The organism is Anaerofustis sp. (assembly GCF_019420015.1).
Classification (GTDB): domain Bacteria; phylum Bacillota; class Clostridia; order Eubacteriales; family Anaerofustaceae; genus Anaerofustis.
The window spans coordinates 1-15,855 of the sequence record NZ_JAHZIA010000055.1 but is presented as its reverse complement, the minus strand read 5'-3'; the positions used below and the strand labels follow the sequence as shown (position 1 = coordinate 15,855).

Annotated in this window: 14 protein-coding genes and 1 pseudogene; 1 reads left to right on the top strand and 14 read right to left on the bottom strand. The window is 34.3% G+C overall.

Annotation, left to right across the window (positions count from 1 at the left end; all coding sequences use genetic code 11):
* From QZ357_RS08965 to mraZ, 4 genes and pseudogenes are all read right to left on the bottom strand, one after another.
* A pseudogene (locus QZ357_RS08965) lies at positions 1 to 632 on the bottom strand (hypothetical protein); the annotation flags it as partial.
* 15 nt (positions 633 to 647) lie between these two features.
* A complete protein-coding gene (locus QZ357_RS08960; protein WP_290776345.1) occupies positions 648 to 1,073 on the bottom strand; it encodes a hypothetical protein in 426 nt (141 codons plus the stop codon).
* A gap of 44 nt (positions 1,074 to 1,117) precedes the next feature.
* The gene (rsmH, locus tag QZ357_RS08955; RefSeq protein ID WP_290776344.1) at positions 1,118 to 2,044 is read right to left on the bottom strand and encodes a 16S rRNA (cytosine(1402)-N(4))-methyltransferase RsmH; all 927 of its coding nucleotides are present in this window, start codon (positions 2,042 to 2,044) and stop codon (positions 1,118 to 1,120) included.
* A gap of 2 nt (positions 2,045 to 2,046) precedes the next feature.
* The gene (gene mraZ / locus QZ357_RS08950; RefSeq protein WP_290776342.1) at positions 2,047 to 2,484 is read right to left on the bottom strand and encodes a division/cell wall cluster transcriptional repressor MraZ; all 438 of its coding nucleotides are present in this window, start codon (positions 2,482 to 2,484) and stop codon (positions 2,047 to 2,049) included.
* A gap of 1,400 nt (positions 2,485 to 3,884) precedes the next feature.
* Between mraZ and QZ357_RS08945 the strand changes: the two genes are divergently transcribed.
* Positions 3,885 to 4,547, top strand: a complete 663-nt coding sequence (locus tag QZ357_RS08945; RefSeq protein WP_290776340.1) for a nitroreductase family protein — start codon at positions 3,885 to 3,887, stop codon at positions 4,545 to 4,547.
* Positions 4,548 to 4,779: 232 nt separating this feature from the next.
* Here the strand turns inward: QZ357_RS08945 and QZ357_RS08940 are convergent, their stop codons facing one another.
* The 10 genes from QZ357_RS08940 to QZ357_RS08895 form a co-directional block, all read right to left on the bottom strand.
* Entirely contained in the window at positions 4,780 to 5,574 is a 795-nt protein-coding gene (locus tag QZ357_RS08940) for an ABC transporter ATP-binding protein (RefSeq protein WP_290776339.1), read from the bottom strand.
* Positions 5,575 to 5,577: 3 nt separating this feature from the next.
* A complete protein-coding gene (locus QZ357_RS08935; RefSeq protein WP_290776337.1) occupies positions 5,578 to 6,531 on the bottom strand; it encodes an ABC transporter permease in 954 nt (317 codons plus the stop codon).
* A gap of 325 nt (positions 6,532 to 6,856) precedes the next feature.
* Positions 6,857 to 7,837, bottom strand: a complete 981-nt coding sequence (locus tag QZ357_RS08930) for an ABC transporter substrate-binding protein (protein WP_290776335.1) — start codon at positions 7,835 to 7,837, stop codon at positions 6,857 to 6,859.
* A gap of 99 nt (positions 7,838 to 7,936) precedes the next feature.
* Entirely contained in the window at positions 7,937 to 8,914 is a 978-nt protein-coding gene (locus tag QZ357_RS08925; RefSeq protein ID WP_290776334.1) for an ABC transporter substrate-binding protein, read from the bottom strand.
* A gap of 386 nt (positions 8,915 to 9,300) precedes the next feature.
* On the bottom strand, positions 9,301 to 10,836 hold the full coding sequence (cls, locus tag QZ357_RS08920) for a cardiolipin synthase (protein ID WP_290776332.1): 1,536 nt from the start codon (positions 10,834 to 10,836) through the stop codon (positions 9,301 to 9,303).
* Between the two features lie 332 nt (positions 10,837 to 11,168).
* Positions 11,169 to 12,005 (bottom strand): leucine-rich repeat domain-containing protein, encoded by an 837-nt coding sequence (locus tag QZ357_RS08915; protein WP_290776330.1) that lies wholly within the window; start codon positions 12,003 to 12,005, stop codon positions 11,169 to 11,171.
* 370 nt (positions 12,006 to 12,375) lie between these two features.
* On the bottom strand, positions 12,376 to 13,311 hold the full coding sequence (gene fba, locus QZ357_RS08910; protein ID WP_290776329.1) for a class II fructose-1,6-bisphosphate aldolase: 936 nt from the start codon (positions 13,309 to 13,311) through the stop codon (positions 12,376 to 12,378).
* The gene (locus QZ357_RS08905) at positions 13,311 to 14,129 is read right to left on the bottom strand and encodes a GTP pyrophosphokinase family protein (RefSeq protein WP_290776328.1); all 819 of its coding nucleotides are present in this window, start codon (positions 14,127 to 14,129) and stop codon (positions 13,311 to 13,313) included. Before QZ357_RS08905 ends, fba begins: the two co-directional genes overlap by 1 nt.
* 14 nt (positions 14,130 to 14,143) lie before the next feature.
* Positions 14,144 to 15,091 carry a TIGR01212 family radical SAM protein gene (locus tag QZ357_RS08900; protein WP_290776326.1) on the bottom strand — a complete coding sequence of 316 codons (948 nt, stop codon included), beginning with the start codon at positions 15,089 to 15,091 and terminating at the stop codon, positions 14,144 to 14,146.
* A 6-nt stretch (positions 15,092 to 15,097) separates the two neighbouring features.
* Positions 15,098 to 15,520, bottom strand: coding sequence for a hypothetical protein (locus tag QZ357_RS08895; protein ID WP_290776324.1), 423 nt, complete (start codon positions 15,518 to 15,520; stop codon positions 15,098 to 15,100).
* Between the last annotated feature and the right edge of the window lie 335 nt (positions 15,521 to 15,855).

The window sequence follows — 15,855 nt, the reverse complement described above, 5'->3', positions numbered from 1 at the left end:
TGCCTTACCTCACTGCCGGAAGCAATTTTTCTTCCGCTTCCGTCCGTCTGATAAAGAATAACCCCGTCCTTTCCTGCAAGAATATCATTATAACTGGCTTCAAGTCCGTAAAGCCCCTGATGGTCCGTACCCGTAAAACCGAGAAGATGAGATGCAAATTTACCGTTTGTATAATATCTCTTTTTATCCTCTGTTACGGAAACCCCTTCATATCCTTTGTTTTTTATCTCAAGCCCTATGCTGTTATCGACTTTTCTTTTTATAAGCTCGTTGCTTGACGACGCATTGCTTACCTTTTTGTATACGTCTTTATATTCAAGTCCCAACTTTTTGCTTAGATACTTGGAAACTTCTTTTCTCTTATCTTTTTCTATGCTTGCAGGTGAAACGTATATACTGCTACAAGTTGCGTCTTTCGCAAGTAAAGCCATGTTTCTGTCATAAATGTCCCCCCTGCTTGCGGTTATGGGAAGACGTTGCATCAACATGGCTGATTGTTTGTTTCCGTATTCAACTGCTTTAAATCCTTGTATGTATACCAGCTTTATTACCAAAGCCACAAACAATACACATACAAAAGAAAATATAAATAATATTCTTTTCTTTCGCTTTAAATCCAAAAAAGTTTTCAAAAGTGACCACCTTTACTAATTACTGGCGAAACTACCCAATAACTTTGAAAAAGTACTTTCGCTGTTCTTGCTCTTTGCATTTGCACTTTTGGTTTCGTTTAGCGTATCGGTTTTATCTGAATCTACGTTAACCGCAACAAAATAACTGTTGCCCGGTTTTATCATTCCATATTTTGTCGTCGCTATCTTCTGCACCTTCTGCAAATCCCTTTTTGCCAGCAATTTCCCCTCTAAACTGTCATTTAACATCTGTGCTTCCTTAAGCTGTGTTTCAAGCTTTGATATTTCTATATCCGCACTGTTTATCCTATAACTCTGCCAAGTAATAATTGATATAAAAATCGCAGCAATCATTATTAAAAAAAGTACAGTATCAAAAGTAAATATTTTTTCATTATCCTTACTTCTCTTATTTGTTGATTTTCTTCTTCTTTCTGTCATTTGCTGCTCCTTTAATTATATTTGTATTTTCTTTTTATTATTACTCAAAGTTTCTTTGCTGCTCTGAGCTTTGCACTTCGTGAGCGCGAATTCCTTTTTATCTCCTCTTCACGGGGAAGTATCGGTTTACCCGTCAAAACTTTTATTTTCGGTTTGTTCCCGCATACACACACAGGAAAGTCCTTTGGACATGTACATCCTTTTTTACTTTCGTTAAAAACTTTTTTGACTATCCTGTCTTCAAGAGAGTGAAATGTTATAACCGCAAGTATTCCTCCCGGTTTTAAAATATCTATCATATCTTCAATCGATTTACTCAAAGCGTCTATTTCATCGTTAACTTCTATTCTTATCGCCTGAAAAGTTTTTTTTGCGGGATGCTTTTTTGCATGAAATTTTTTTGGAATTGCATGCTTTATAATTTCAACCAGTTCATATGTGGTCTCAATGGGTTTTATCTCCCTGTTTTGAATAATATGCTTTGCAATATTTCCGGCAAACTTCTCTTCTCCGTATTCACTTATTATTCTTCGCAAATCTTCATAAGAATAAGTATTTACAAGTTCTTTTGCATCAAAGGATTTTGATGTATCCATTCTCATATCCAAAGGACCGTTGTTTCTGAAAGAAAACCCTCTTGTTTCATCGTCAATCTGAAATGAAGAAACTCCAAGATCAACCATCATTCCGTCAACCTTATCTACTCCCATAGATTCAATAATGTCTTTTATGTCATGAAAGTTACCTTTCACAAAATCTTTCCTGCATGTATAAGGACTAAGCCTTTTTTCTGCTCTTTCAAAGACAAAATCATCCTGATCTATTCCTATAAAGCGTCCTTTGTGTGAAAGCCTTTGGCATATACCTTCGCTGTGACCGGCACCTCCCATGGTTCCGTCAATATAAACACCATCTGGCTTAATATTTAAAATATCCAACGTCTCATCATACAAAACACTGATATGTTCCATAATTACACCATAATTCCCGCTTCATACATTTCTTGAGCCACATCGTTAATATCCTCCGTGGACATATCGTTAAAGCTATCCCATTCCGCTTTATCCCAAATCTCAACTTTATCCTCAACCCCCACAACGACTATATCCTTCGTTATTCCTGCATATTCTCTAAGAGGCTGAGATACGTTTGTTCTCCCCTGTTTATCGGGAGAACATTCACAAGCACTTCCCAAGATAAATCTTGAAAAACGTCTTGCGTTTCGGTCGGTGGTAGGCAGACTCTTGATTTTTGACGCAAGCTCTTCCCATGCATCCTGTGGATAAACCCAAATGCACTTATCGAGACCTTTACACATAATAAAAGAATCCCCAAGTTCATTTCTGAATTTGGCGGGCACACTTACTCTTCCTTTACTGTCAACTGTGTGATTATATTCTCCTATTAGCATAATATTTACCACTCTATACCAATTTATGTATTAATCTTACCACTTGTTACCACTATTGGCAACCGAAATTGTTTAAAATTTAATTTTTTTTAATGATTTTAATCTTTTTAGAACACATATTCTATCTTTTTAGTGGATAACCTGTGTATAACTTTTCATTTCCAAAGCAAGCATATTAGATGCTCTTTTTACCTTAATAAATTTATGGAATTTTTATATACAGTAAAAAATCTTAACGTATCATCCTTAATATAAATACTTTTAAATACCAAACGAAAAAAAGCCACCAGATCTTAAATAGGCAGCATAAAAATAAAAAAACAGTAATCTTGTAAGAAGATTTTGGATATGATATAATATGTAAAGTGGTGCAGTATCCTAGTCAGTCTTAGTATGATTGAAGGCGGGGCTAAAAATCCGTCAAAGGGCACATCGATGAAGTTTCTTGTTTGGGCTTCTTACGCCCAGTAAGGGGTTCTTTCAGGAAGTAAGAAAGTTAGGGCGATCTGCAAAGGCATGCGGGCGTAGACCCTTCTTTCGCGGAGGCTCATAAGATTTTTCTTATGGGAGAAACCTATGAATATGGTGACACGGGGGATCTCGCTGTTGCTGTTGAAGTAGCGTAGCCTGTTTTGAGTGATACAGGGGGAATTTGGAACCAACTTTTTGCCAATTGAGCTCTAAGGTAAAAAAGTATTGCTGATGAAACCTGTATTGCAAAAGAAACTAGATTATGCTAAGGTTGCTGAGGAAAGCTCCTAGGCTGTTTCGAATGAAAATAATTTAGGGATTACAGTGTGAACTAAGTGGCAATTTGGTCCTGCCCGCAGCAATGAGGCAGGAAAATATTGAAAGGGAAACCGCAATTACGGCGACGTTTTTGTATATTTTCGGGAAATCCTACCAAACCTAAGTCGCAAAGTTTACTTAAATTATTACCACTTTTAAGACAGGAATTTCCTGTCTTTTTTATTACCATAAAATACTCATCTCCATTTTCTTTACCGATGTTCTTATTTTGATTTTTTTATGTTATAATCCATTTAAAATTGTAAACAAAGAAGTCAAAATAGATTATCGCAAAAGACTCAAATCAATATCAAAACTTGTTTATAATACAAAAAAACGAAATCAGCTTTAATATAATAAATACCATATTAACAAATGAAAATACTAAAATGTGAGTTGAAGAAATAAACAAACACATCTTTATCTTATCATCTAAAAATACTTAAAGAATTCTGCATTATCTCTTAAAAAAACACAATGAATTTTTATTATATAAATATACAAAGTTCAAAATGGAAAGAATTAAAAAAATTAACATAAGATATTTCATTAATCATAAAAAGCATTGACAATCAGGAATATCAAAAAAACATATAAAAAGGAAAAATAATATGAACTTAAAAGAAGCCGCACAAAAAAGACATTCGGTACGAAGTTACCTTAACAAAAAAATCGAAGAAGAAAAAATCCAAAAAATTCGAAATATAATAGATGACTGTAACAAAAAAACAAATTTTAACATACAATTTTTTACAAATGAACCAAATGCCTTTAACTGCTTTATGGCTCATTACGGAAAATTTGAAAATGTGAATAATTATATTTTATTGATAGGAGAAAAAAGAGAAAACACAGAAGAACAACTGGGATATTACGGAGCAAAAATTGCTCTTGAAGCGCAGTGCCTGGGACTTAATACCTGCTTCGTTGCAATGACATACTCAAAAAAGAAATCACCCTGTAAATTAAAAAACAACGAAAAAATATACTGTGCAATTTCCATAGGGTATGGAAAAACAGAAGGAACAAAACACAAGTCCAAATCATACACCGAAGTAACAAAAATAAAATCAAAAGAAAAAGATTGGTTTAGGGAAGGCGTAAATACCGCTTTACTTGCCCCTACAGCAATGAACCAGCAAAAATTCAAAATTATTTTAAATGAAGACAACAGCGTTTCATTTAAAAAAGGAAAAGGAATCCTTACAAAAATGGATCTAGGAATAGTAAAATATCATTTCGAAATAGGTTCAGGAAAGATAAAAGAAAAATGATATAACCTTAAGCAATGTTAAAACATATAAGATTTTCGTAAAAGTAAATTAAAAGCTAGGTTATTAATAAATGCATAAAATTCGTAAAATACATTAATACCTAAAAAGAATTTTTTTAGTGAAAACAAGAATATATAAAATGTCATAAATTCATAACTTTATATTAAAACAAAATATTATATGAATATAATATAAAAAAAGAGTGTCTAAGCACTCTTTTTATTTTTCTGTTTTAAGAAAGAAGCATTCTGTCGTTTGCAAACTCACCGCCGGAACACATTTCAAATTTTTCAAGCAAATCTTTTACTTCAAGATTTTTCTTTTCGTCTCCGCTCACATCGTAAATAATATGACCTTCGTACATCATAATAAGTCTGTTTCCGTATTTAATCGCATCTCTCATGTTGTGAGTTACCATAAGAGCAGTCAAATTATCTTTATCTATAATTTTTTGAGTTATATCCAAAACTTTCGATGCAGTTTTTGGGTCGAGAGCAGCCGTATGTTCATCAAGAAGCAAAAGCTCCGGTTTTTTTAAAGTTGCCATCAACAAAGTCAATGCCTGTCTTTGTCCTCCCGACAACAACCCAACCTTGTCGCTCAATCTCTCTTCAAGTCCGAGATCAAGAATCTTAAGCATCTCTCTGTACTCTTCTCTCTCTTCGTTTTTAATTCCCCACGAAAAGCCTCGTTTTTCTCCTCTTCTGTTTGCCATCGCAAGATTTTCTTCAATCATCATGTCAGATGCAGTCCCTCTCATAGGATCCTGAAAAACCCTGCCTATCCATCTGGCTCTTTTGTGTTCGTCCAAATTCGTAATCAAATGGTCTGCAAGAGTTATCTTACCGCTGTCTACCGGATACACTCCTGCTATCATATTAAGCATAGTAGATTTTCCCGCTCCGTTACCGCCTATAACCGTAACAAAATCCTGAGGATTTAGGTGTAAGTTAATATCTATCAACGCTTTTTTCTCATTGATGGTGCCTTCATTAAAAGTTTTGTTTATATTTTGAAGTTTAAGCATTTTCTACACCTCCCCGCCGTTCATTTCTTTGTTTATCTTGATTTTTTTTCTCGTATTCATTTTTGATTTTATTATAGGAAGAGAAAGTGCCAATGCAACTATAATCGCAGTCAACAGTTTCAAATCGTTAGGATTCATACCAAGTCTCAATACGACTGCAATAATTACTCTGTATATTATACTTCCCAAAACCACACTACAAAGCTTAGTTTTGAAAGAACGTGCTCGGTTAAGCACAACTTCTCCGATAATAATAGAAGCAAGACCTATAACTATGGTTCCTGTTCCCATTCCGACATCCCCGTATCTTTGAGACTGAGCAACCATTGCTCCAGACAAAGAAACAAGTCCGTTTGAAAGTACAAGACCGATTATTTTCATCGTATCCGTATTTACACCGAGAGCTCTTACCATATCTTCGTTGTTTCCGGTGGCTCTTATGGCACAGCCTATTTCAGTACCGAAGAACCAATAAAGAACAACCATACAAAGAACTGCCACTATAATACCGAATACCAAAGTTGCGTTTGAGCTTGAAAGCCCTGTAGCATTAGATATCAAGTCAACAACAGTATTTACATTACCCCCTCCTATTTGAGGCATTGCCAAATTGGATTTTCCTGCCAAAATTTTTAAGTTGATCGAATAAAGAGCTAGCATTGTAAGAATCCCCGCCAAAATTGCCGGAATTTTTAATTTTGTATGTAAAAAACCGGTTACATACCCCGCTATCATCCCTGCGATTGTCGCAATTATCAAACTGAATATAGGATTGACTCCTGCAACCACCAAAGTCGCAGTTACACATCCCCCAAGGGCGAACGTTCCGTCAACGGTCAAATCCGCTATATCCAATATTTTAAATGTAATATAAACCCCAAGACACATCACGCCCCACAAAATACCAAGGCTTATAGCATCCGGAAGGTTTTTTAATATACCCATAAGAAGTTCCATTCTCTACCCCCTGCTGAATTAAATGAATAATCATTTTTTATAAAATAAATTAAACACGGTTATTTTCGCTATTGTTTTTATTTTACTATTATTTTATTAACTTTTCAATATAAAAATTATTTTTATGAATTGTATATGAATTGTATATTAAATCAAAAAAATAAATATTTATTTAAATTCAGAGTTTCGGTATTTTATTTTTGACTCTATGTATTTTACCTTTAAAAACCCTTATTTTTATAAATATTATTTTAAAATATATTCCTTGATTTAAATAAATATAAAAAGACCTCAAGGGCCTTTTTATATAAATATGATTTAATCTCTATTTAACAAGTTTATCCTCTAAATCTTTTGGCACTTCCATATTCAAAGTCTTAAGAGTATCGTTGTTTACAACAAGCTTAAGATCGTCTCCGCTTAAATATTCGATAGGCATATTTTCAACTTTTTCTTTACCTTCCAAAACTTTAACGGCTTGAAGTCCTGTTTTATATCCAAGGTCATAATAATCAATTCCGTAACAAGCAAGTCCTCCGTCTGTTGCCATTGCCTGTGCTCCGCAGTATACAGGAACTTTTGCTTCGTTCGTCACAAGTGCAACTGTAGCCATACCGGCAGCAAAAGTATTGTCCGTAGGAATATAGATAGCATCTACTTTGTCTACTATCGAAGAAACAACCTGCTGTATTTCATTTGAACTTGAAACCGTTGCTTCAACCAATTCGATACCCATTTTTTTCGCTTCTTCTTTTGCTATCTTGGCTTGAAGTACAGAGTTCGCTTCATTTGAAGAATAAAGAAGTCCTACTTTTTTTGCATTAGGAGAAAACTTTTTAAGCACCTCTAACTGATCCTTTACAGGTGTAAGGTCGCTTGTGCCCGATACATTAGTTTCCGGCTTTTCATTTGACTTAACAAGTCCAGCATCCGCAGGATCCGTAACAGCTGTTACAAGAATAGGAATATCCTTTGTTTTGCTTGCGGCTGCCTGAGCGGCAGGTGTACCTATCGCAAGAATCAAATCTTTGCCGTCATTCACAAATCCGTCAGAAATAGTCTGACAGTTTGATTGATCTCCGGCAGCATTTTGGAAATCAATTTCAATATTTTTTCCGTCTTCATAACCGTTGTCTTTTAAGGCAGCAACGAAACCTTTATATGAAGAATCCAACGAATCATGCTGAATCAATTGGATTACACCTATTTTTTTTGCTTCTTTATCGGCTCCTTGGGAATTACCGCATCCGCTAAATCCAACAAAAACCCCGAAACAAAGCATAATAGATAAAATTTTCTTTAACATACTTTCTCCCCCCGAGTATAAATAACTTTTGTTTTATAAATAATTCCTTATGAATTTCATTAAATCGGGATAGATTTTATCTATCCCGTTTATTGCATTTTATTTTTTTACCTTGCTCATAATACTTTCAGGTATTGTAATACCGAGTGTTTTTGCAGCATCTTCGTTAACAGCCATTTCAAGATCTTTTTCTTCCAAATATTCTATAGGCATTTCTTCCACTTTTGATTTGCCTTCAAGAATATTCACTGCCTGAAGCCCTGTTTTATAACCCAAGTTGTAGTAATCTATTCCGTATGTGGCAAGAGCCCCTCCGGGAAGCATTCCCGATTCACCGCATATTATAGGTATTTTCTTCTCATTTGCAACCATAGAAACGGTAGCAATACCGGCAGAAACCATATTATCCGTAGGAACATAAATAGCATCCACCTGATCAACAACAGAAGATGTTACCTGCTGAAGTTCGTTTGAATTCGACACCGTTGCATCAACGGGAGTCATTCCATGTTCTTTTATTGATTTTCTTGCAATCTTTGCCTGCAAAATTGAATTTGCCTCGTTTGTAGAATACAGTACCGCAACTTTCTTTGCATCCGGAACTATTTCCTTAAGAAGAACAATCTGCTCTTCCACAGGAGTCAAATCGCTTGTACCCGATACGTTCGTCTCAGGCTTTTCGTTTGACTTAACAAGTCCCGCATCCGCAGGATCCGTAACCGCTGTTACAAGAATAGGAATATCCTTTGTTTTGTTTGCAACCGCCTGAGCCGCAGGCGTACCTATCGCAAGAATCAAATCTTTGTCATCGTTAATGAAACTGTCTGAAATTGTCTGGCAGTTTGATTGATCCCCCGCAGCATTTTGATAATCTATTTTAATGTTTTCTCCGTCTTTATAACCTTTGTCTTCCAAAGCTTTTACAAACCCTTGATTTGCTTTGTCAAGAGCATCGTGTTGTACCAATTGAAGAATCCCGATTTTGTATACTTTGTCCGAACCGCTACTTGAACCACATGCGGTAAGTCCCAAAATAAATCCGAAACAAAGCATAACAGTAAGTATTTTTTTTGCCATTTTACTTCACCCCTGTAATTTTATATATATTAATCAATTGTACTCAAAATTACAAATAGTGTCAACAATTTTCTGAAAATTTAGGAGATTTATATTCTAAAATCAAAACAGTCATTTATCTTCATAAGTCACACATGGGTATCCCCCCGAAATCCAAACAATTCCATAAACAAATATCCTCTATAATGCAATTATAAACAAAACAAAAAGAGCTTATTAAAAAGCTCTTTAGACAAAATCAATCTGTAATTTCAAATATATCTTTCCTTATTATCAGTGATTGTTATCACAAAAAACACGTCTTAAAGTCTAATAAACCACATAAAAACCTTTCTATTATAAAACCGCAAATCCCCTCAAGGAAAACAAAGAAAAGCAAGCATCCTTTACATCAAAGGTGCAAACAATCTGAGCAGACTTCTGTAAATTCTGAATAAAAAAGGCAATTTGGTTTTGTTGTTGTATCGTCTTTCACTCACTTTGAAAGTTTCTTCCATATCTTCTTTTATTTCCATAACGCTGCTTGTTTTGTAAAGATAAACTCCGCACTCAAAATGCAGATACAAACTTCTGTAATCCATATTGGCAGTACCGACAGTTGCAACCTTGTCATCACATACAAAACACTTGCCGTGTATAAAACCCGGAGTATAATGATATATTTTCACACCCTCTTTAATAAGCTGAGGACAAAAAGACTTCGTAAGCTCAAAAGCGGTCTTCTTATCAGGTATTCCCGGAACCACTATACGAACATCCACTCCTCTCTTTGCCGCAAGGGTAAGAGCAGTAGTCATCTCGTTATCGATTATAAGGTACGGCGTATATATATATACGTAATCTTTCGCACCGTTCAATATATTAATGTATATATTTTCCGAAAGTATCTCATTATCCAGAGGGGAATCGCTGTATGGCTGAACATATCCCTCATCTTTATACTTATCGTAACAACTGTAATCTGGCTTAAATCTCTCATACTCAAGCTCATTGTCAGTCGGTCTCAACCCGTTCCACATCTCAAGAAACATCATCGTAAGATTCCAAACCCCTTCACCTTCAAGCTTTATGGCATTGTCCTTCCAGTGCCCGAACCTTACGACTTCGTTTATATATTCATCGGCAAGGTTAATACCTCCCGTAAACCCGACTTTGCCGTCTATTACGGTTATCTTTCTGTGATCCCTGTTATTCATTACCAAAGATAAAAAAGGAACGAAAGGGTTAAATACAATCGTTTTTATACCTTTCTTTTCAAGTATCCTTCTGTACTTCGTGGGCAGCACCGTAAGAGAACCTATATCGTCATATATAAATCTGACATCGACTCCTTCTTTTACCTTTTCCTCCAGTATATCCAAAATGGAATTCCACATCTTCCCTTCGTGTACTATAAAATACTCCATAAAGATATATTTTTCAGCCTTTTTAAGTTCTTCTATCATATCTTCATAAGCATCTTCCCCCACCTTGTAAAACTTTGTTTTTGTGTTCTTACACATAGGATAAGGTCCGTAATTTGATATATACATGGCATTTCCCGCAATCAAAGGCTCTTCTTTCGCTATTTCTTCTATTGTATTCCCGTCTTGAACCAGCATTCTGGAAGTAAACTCCTGCGCTCTGCTAAGTTTCTTTTTCAGCTTTCTCGCAGGCTTTTTGTTTCCGACAAAAAAGTAAAAAAGTATTCCGAAAAACGGAAATCCCATGATAACAATCGCCCAACCCAACTTATATGCAGGGTTCATATTTCTTGTGTTCACATAAGCCACAGTCATTATACTTAATATCAAAACGAGCCCGTAAATGCTGTTTATACTCTCTCCCAGTTTAAACACCATATAAAACAGTATAAATGCCTGCAATACAAGCAATAATCCGAATATGACGATTCTGCTGAATATTTTTTCTAAAAATTTCATATTTTATGTTTTCCCTCTGAAATATAAATTATCCGTATATTATCCGGCGATAACATCTCTTCGGCTTAAAATTCGATTCCGCAAAATCTCAAAATAACGTTACGCCAAAGAAACATTATTACAACATACCGACAGGATAACTTTATCAAGTATTTGAATTTTATTATATATAATAATATATCATTCCACTTCCAAAGTCCATACATCAGCTTTGTAAAATTCGACAAATATTTACAACATCGGTTTAACAAGCAAAAAAGACTGTTGCATTTATAAACAGAAAAGCAAAAATTTAAAATATCATCAAAAAAGAATTATTTAATCGCATAAATCTAAAACAACAAGTCTCCGATTATAAACATCAAAGAAATAACTTTTCCTCCCCACACTTTGATTTTTTCATATATGCCTTTGATGTCATCAAAAGGTATCCCCCTTTTGCTTTCATATTTTATCCTCTGTTCAAGTTTCAGTAAATCTTTACTGTTACTGTCATAAAATACATTTTTACCCAAAATACTTTTATTTTTAAAAATATCTTTATTTTCAATATCCGTCATCATAAAAGCACCGTAATTTATATACCTCATATTATCGATATTTGAAAAATTTATCTCTTTTAAATTTTTACAACAACAAAAACTCTGTACGCCTATATATCTTAACTTACCGGGGAAAACCAAACTTTCGGGATTGCATCCGTAAAATGCATTCATGGATATAACCTCCAAATCTCCCCTACCGTCAAATTCAATTTTATCAAGCCTATTTGCGCCTTCAAAAGCTCCTACACCTATATGTTTAACCGAAGAAGGTATATAAACACTTCGTATGCTATTGTTTCCCTTAAATCCGTAGTCATCAATTTTAACGACACTGTACCTATCCCCGTTTATGCATATTTCTTTCGGGATTTTTAGTTCTTTTTTGGTATATACCCCGTTCTGTCTGATTTTTAGCGTCTTTTCCCTCTCATTCAAAATTTCAAAAACAAAATCCCCTTTCAAAACACCTTCCCTACAATAATCCCCTAAGGAAAAGACTCTTTCGTATATATATTCATTTTCCACACTTAAACCTCGGGGAAATGCAAAATCCTTAACACATTGATTCCCTTCGATAAGAAAACTTAAAACTATAGACAACAAAACAATACATAACCTTACCATATAAAATAGTTCTCCCTTTTGTCACGGAAATTACACTTTTTGACTCACTTATGATATTATTTTATTTGTTACATATATTTTTAAACAGGGAAAAGGTATTACACTATTATGCGACACGAATATTAATAATATTAATCATTTTACGTTTTTTGTGTCGTGTCACATAAAGTGTAGTTTTTTTTACAAATATTTACATGTTATCGTAAACAACTCACTGATTTGTGAGAATTCTCCGAAAAATATAATATAAAACTAAAGAACTTCTAATAATTTAAAACACAACATTTTGTAAAAAAATTTAACAGTAAAAAAACAAAATAAAAAGACCACCTTAAAGATGATCTTTTTATTATTTAATTTCTTATATAAACTATTTAAGTGAGCCTTTACCTGCACAACCAAACACTTGCATTTTGTGAGCAACCATATCTTTAACGGCTGTTCTTGCAGGAGCTAAATATCCTCTTGGGTCAAATACTTCAGGTTGTTCTACAAATACTTTTCTGATTGCAGCTGTCATTGCCAAACGGATATCTGTATCAACATTGATTTTTGCAACACCTAGTTTTGCTGCTTTCGCAAGCATTTCTTCAGGAACACCTTGAGCACCCGGAATCTTTGCACCGTATTTGTTGTTAAGTTCAACAAATTCTTGAGGTACCGAAGAAGCACCGTGAAGTACAATTGGGAAACCAGGGATTAATTTATCGATTTTTTGTAATCTTTCATAATCCAAGCTTGGTTCTCCGCTGAATTTGTAAGCACCGTGAGAAGTACCGATAGCAATCGCCAATGAGTCAACACCTGTTTTTTCAACAAATTCGGCAGCTTGTTCTGGGTCTGTGTAAGTAGCATCTTTTGCAGATACATTTACATCATCTTCAACACCTGCCAATTTACCAAGTTCCGCTTCAACTGTTACGCCGTGGTCATGTGCGTATTCAACAACTTTCTTTGTAATTTCAACATTTTTATCAAATTCGTATTTACTTGCATCAATCATAACAGATGTGAATCCGTCATCAATACATGATTTACAAAGTTCAAAACTGTCACCGTGATCTAAATGCAATACAACATCAACACCTGTATCTTTGATTGCAGCATCAACTAAAGATGTTAAGTATGCTGATTTGGCATATTTTCTTGCACCTGCAGATACTTGTAAGATTACAGGAGCATTTTCCTGCTCAGCCGCTTCAACGATACCTTGGATGATTTCCATGTTGTTAACATTGAATGCACCTACTGCATATTTTCCTTCTTTTGCTTTTTGTAAAATTTCTTTGCTTGAGATTAAAGCCATTATTGTTCTCCTTTGTTTTCTTTTTTTGCTAAATTTTTAACTTTTGCTTCAAGTTCTTTTTCAAGAAGCATAAGCTGTAGGGTATCGTCTTTTTCAGACAATCTGTTAAATATTTTAACATATTTATTCCCTAATTCCAAATATCCCATCTTATTAAGAAGAGATATGTATTGACTGGTCATTATAGTGGCATTTTTACTTGCCATAAACAATTTTTGTGCGTGCATTACTTCATCTCTTATAGCACTCATTTCTTTATCCAATTCTTCAACCTTGCTTGCGGCTATTCTAAGCCTGTTCGATATTTCTTCCGGTATATCACCTTCGTATTTGTAATTAAGGGAATGTTCAATCGTCGCCCAAAAATTAATCGCCAAAGTTCTTATCTGTATTTCGCATAAAATATTCCTCACTCCGAATGCGGTATGAACCTGATACTCTATTACCAAATGCACCGATCTGTATCCGCTCTCTTTGGGATGGGAAAGATAATCTTTTTTTATAACGACTTTCATATCGTTTCTGCTCATTATATGATTTGCAACTTTTGTGATATCCTCTTCAAACTGACATATTATCCTTATTCCCGCAAGGTCCGTTATTTTTCTTTCTATATCTTCGATTTTATAACCGTTTTTTTCAAGCTTCTCAAGTATACTCTTTACTTTCTTTACTCTGCCGTGCACTTCCTCAATTTCAGAGTACTGCCCGGTTTTAAGCTTTTGGTTTCTTATTGTCTTAAATTTCAAAACAAGCTCATCGACGGCTTGTTTGTAGGGGTATAAAAAATCACCCCAGTTTACGCTGTTTTCAAGCAAAATATCATGCTCCTTTATTTAAACTTATCAAGAAGTCCCTTTTGATACTCTTTATACTTCTTTCCTTGATAAGTATTTTGTCTTTTCATTTCATCGATTATCATATCCTGGATTACCCAGTGAGATCTGTTCCAGTTTAAAAAGAGGACATCTTCCTCTTTGGGAACTCTCGATACCAATCTCTCTACCGAAATACTTTCATCCAAATATTCCAGCAGCAAGACCACTCTTCTGACAAAATCCTCTATTTTAAGTACATCAAAATTTCCTTCCTCATACATTTTACCCAAAATTGTATTTTTTTCAATATATAATGAATGAATTTTTACACTGTCTGTATTTAAAATACTCAGGATTTTTCCCGCTTCGATTAAATCCTCGTCGTTATCGTAAGGAATTGAAGCTATTATATGCGTGCAAACTTCAAAACCATAGCTTTTTATCAGAAGAACGGATTTTATGTAGTCCGCCAAAGTATGTCCTCTGTTTAATTTTTTTAGCGTCTCGTTGTTTACCGACTGTAAACCGAGTTCTATTATTATATCAAGATGATACTCATTTTCCACTTCTTTCAAAAAATCCAAATAGTCCTTGTCTATACAGTCAGGTCTTGTGGAAATAGATACCGCAACGACGTTTTGTATACAGTTTACCGCCTGTATTATATTAGACTTAAAAGAAGAAAAGCTTAGGTATGTATTGGTGAAATTTTGAAAATACAATATAAATTTCTCGGCCTTATATTTATTTACAAAAATATCCAAATTATCGTTTATCTGTTTTGCTATTGATTCTTTGCTGTCTCCGTTTTCATATCCTGCACCCTTTTCTCCGCAAAATATACATCCGCCTTTAGATATGCTCCCGTCTCTTACCGGGCAGGTGGTATCAATACTTATGGGGATTTTATAAACCTTCCCCCCGTATTTCTCCTTAAGTTTAGCAGAAAATTTAGTATACAAGGCAGTTTACGCTTCTTGATATTCGTATTTTTGAAGCAGTTTAAGCTCGTCTTCGTCTCTTGCTCCGAGAGTAAGAGCTATATCAACTTCGTATTCTTTTGTAAGTGCATCAAGTTGATCCAAAAATGCAATTGCGGTTTCCAAATGTTTTGCGTTTAAAATTTCCAAAATATCATCTATGTATATCTTTGTAATATCGTAATTCCCTGCGATTAAGCCGCATAAAAATCCGAAAAACATTTCAGGGGAAGCAACATGAAATTCAGAAGTGTTTATAAATCTGATTTGAGTCATAACTTCTCTGGAATGGTTAAGTGAAGAATCAATGTAAACCTGAAGTCCTTTGTTTTCCTTGTTTTCACTGTTAGCTAATTCAATAAGTTTTTGAGTTTTTCCGGTACCTTCCGCACCGCCGATAATTCTAACCATTTTAATCACCTCGTACGCTTTTTTTTATTTGTTTTAATTATACTACATTTTGTGAAAAAAGTGAAGAGCAATTGTAACACAATTTTTTTTCATCACTCTTTTTAAATATACTATGTAAACTTTATCATAATTTGTCTTATACCAATATTTTTTCATTAAAAAATGTTATTTAAATTTCGCTTTGGTTTATTCATATAAACACTATTCACATCAACTCAATAAACATTTATATAGTACCAAAGTCAATATAAAAGACTCTACAAAACGTACATTTCACACCTTTATACATATAGCATACTAATTTATTCAGCACAATAAATATTGTCTTGCTCATT

What these genes read in the sequence shown, in the direction of transcription:
- QZ357_RS08945 (WP_290776340.1), top strand. Translation starts at nt 3,885, where the DNA reads ATGAACTTAAAAGAAGCCGCACAAAAAAGACATTCGGTACGAAGTTAC.
- QZ357_RS08960 (WP_290776345.1), bottom strand. Translation starts at nt 1,073, where the DNA reads ATGACAGAAAGAAGAAGAAAATCAACAAATAAGAGAAGTAAGGATAAT.
- fba (WP_290776329.1), bottom strand. Translation starts at nt 13,311, where the DNA reads ATGGCTTTAATCTCAAGCAAAGAAATTTTACAAAAAGCAAAAGAAGGA.
- cls (WP_290776332.1), bottom strand. Translation starts at nt 10,836, where the DNA reads ATGAAATTTTTAGAAAAAATATTCAGCAGAATCGTCATATTCGGATTA.
- QZ357_RS08940 (WP_290776339.1), bottom strand. Translation starts at nt 5,574, where the DNA reads ATGCTTAAACTTCAAAATATAAACAAAACTTTTAATGAAGGCACCATC.
- mraZ (WP_290776342.1), bottom strand. Translation starts at nt 2,484, where the DNA reads ATGCTAATAGGAGAATATAATCACACAGTTGACAGTAAAGGAAGAGTA.
- QZ357_RS08935 (WP_290776337.1), bottom strand. Translation starts at nt 6,531, where the DNA reads ATGGAACTTCTTATGGGTATATTAAAAAACCTTCCGGATGCTATAAGC.
- rsmH (WP_290776344.1), bottom strand. Translation starts at nt 2,044, where the DNA reads ATGGAACATATCAGTGTTTTGTATGATGAGACGTTGGATATTTTAAAT.
- QZ357_RS08925 (WP_290776334.1), bottom strand. Translation starts at nt 8,914, where the DNA reads ATGGCAAAAAAAATACTTACTGTTATGCTTTGTTTCGGATTTATTTTG.
- QZ357_RS08930 (WP_290776335.1), bottom strand. Translation starts at nt 7,837, where the DNA reads ATGTTAAAGAAAATTTTATCTATTATGCTTTGTTTCGGGGTTTTTGTT.
- QZ357_RS08895 (WP_290776324.1), bottom strand. Translation starts at nt 15,520, where the DNA reads ATGGTTAGAATTATCGGCGGTGCGGAAGGTACCGGAAAAACTCAAAAA.
- QZ357_RS08915 (WP_290776330.1), bottom strand. Translation starts at nt 12,005, where the DNA reads ATGGTAAGGTTATGTATTGTTTTGTTGTCTATAGTTTTAAGTTTTCTT.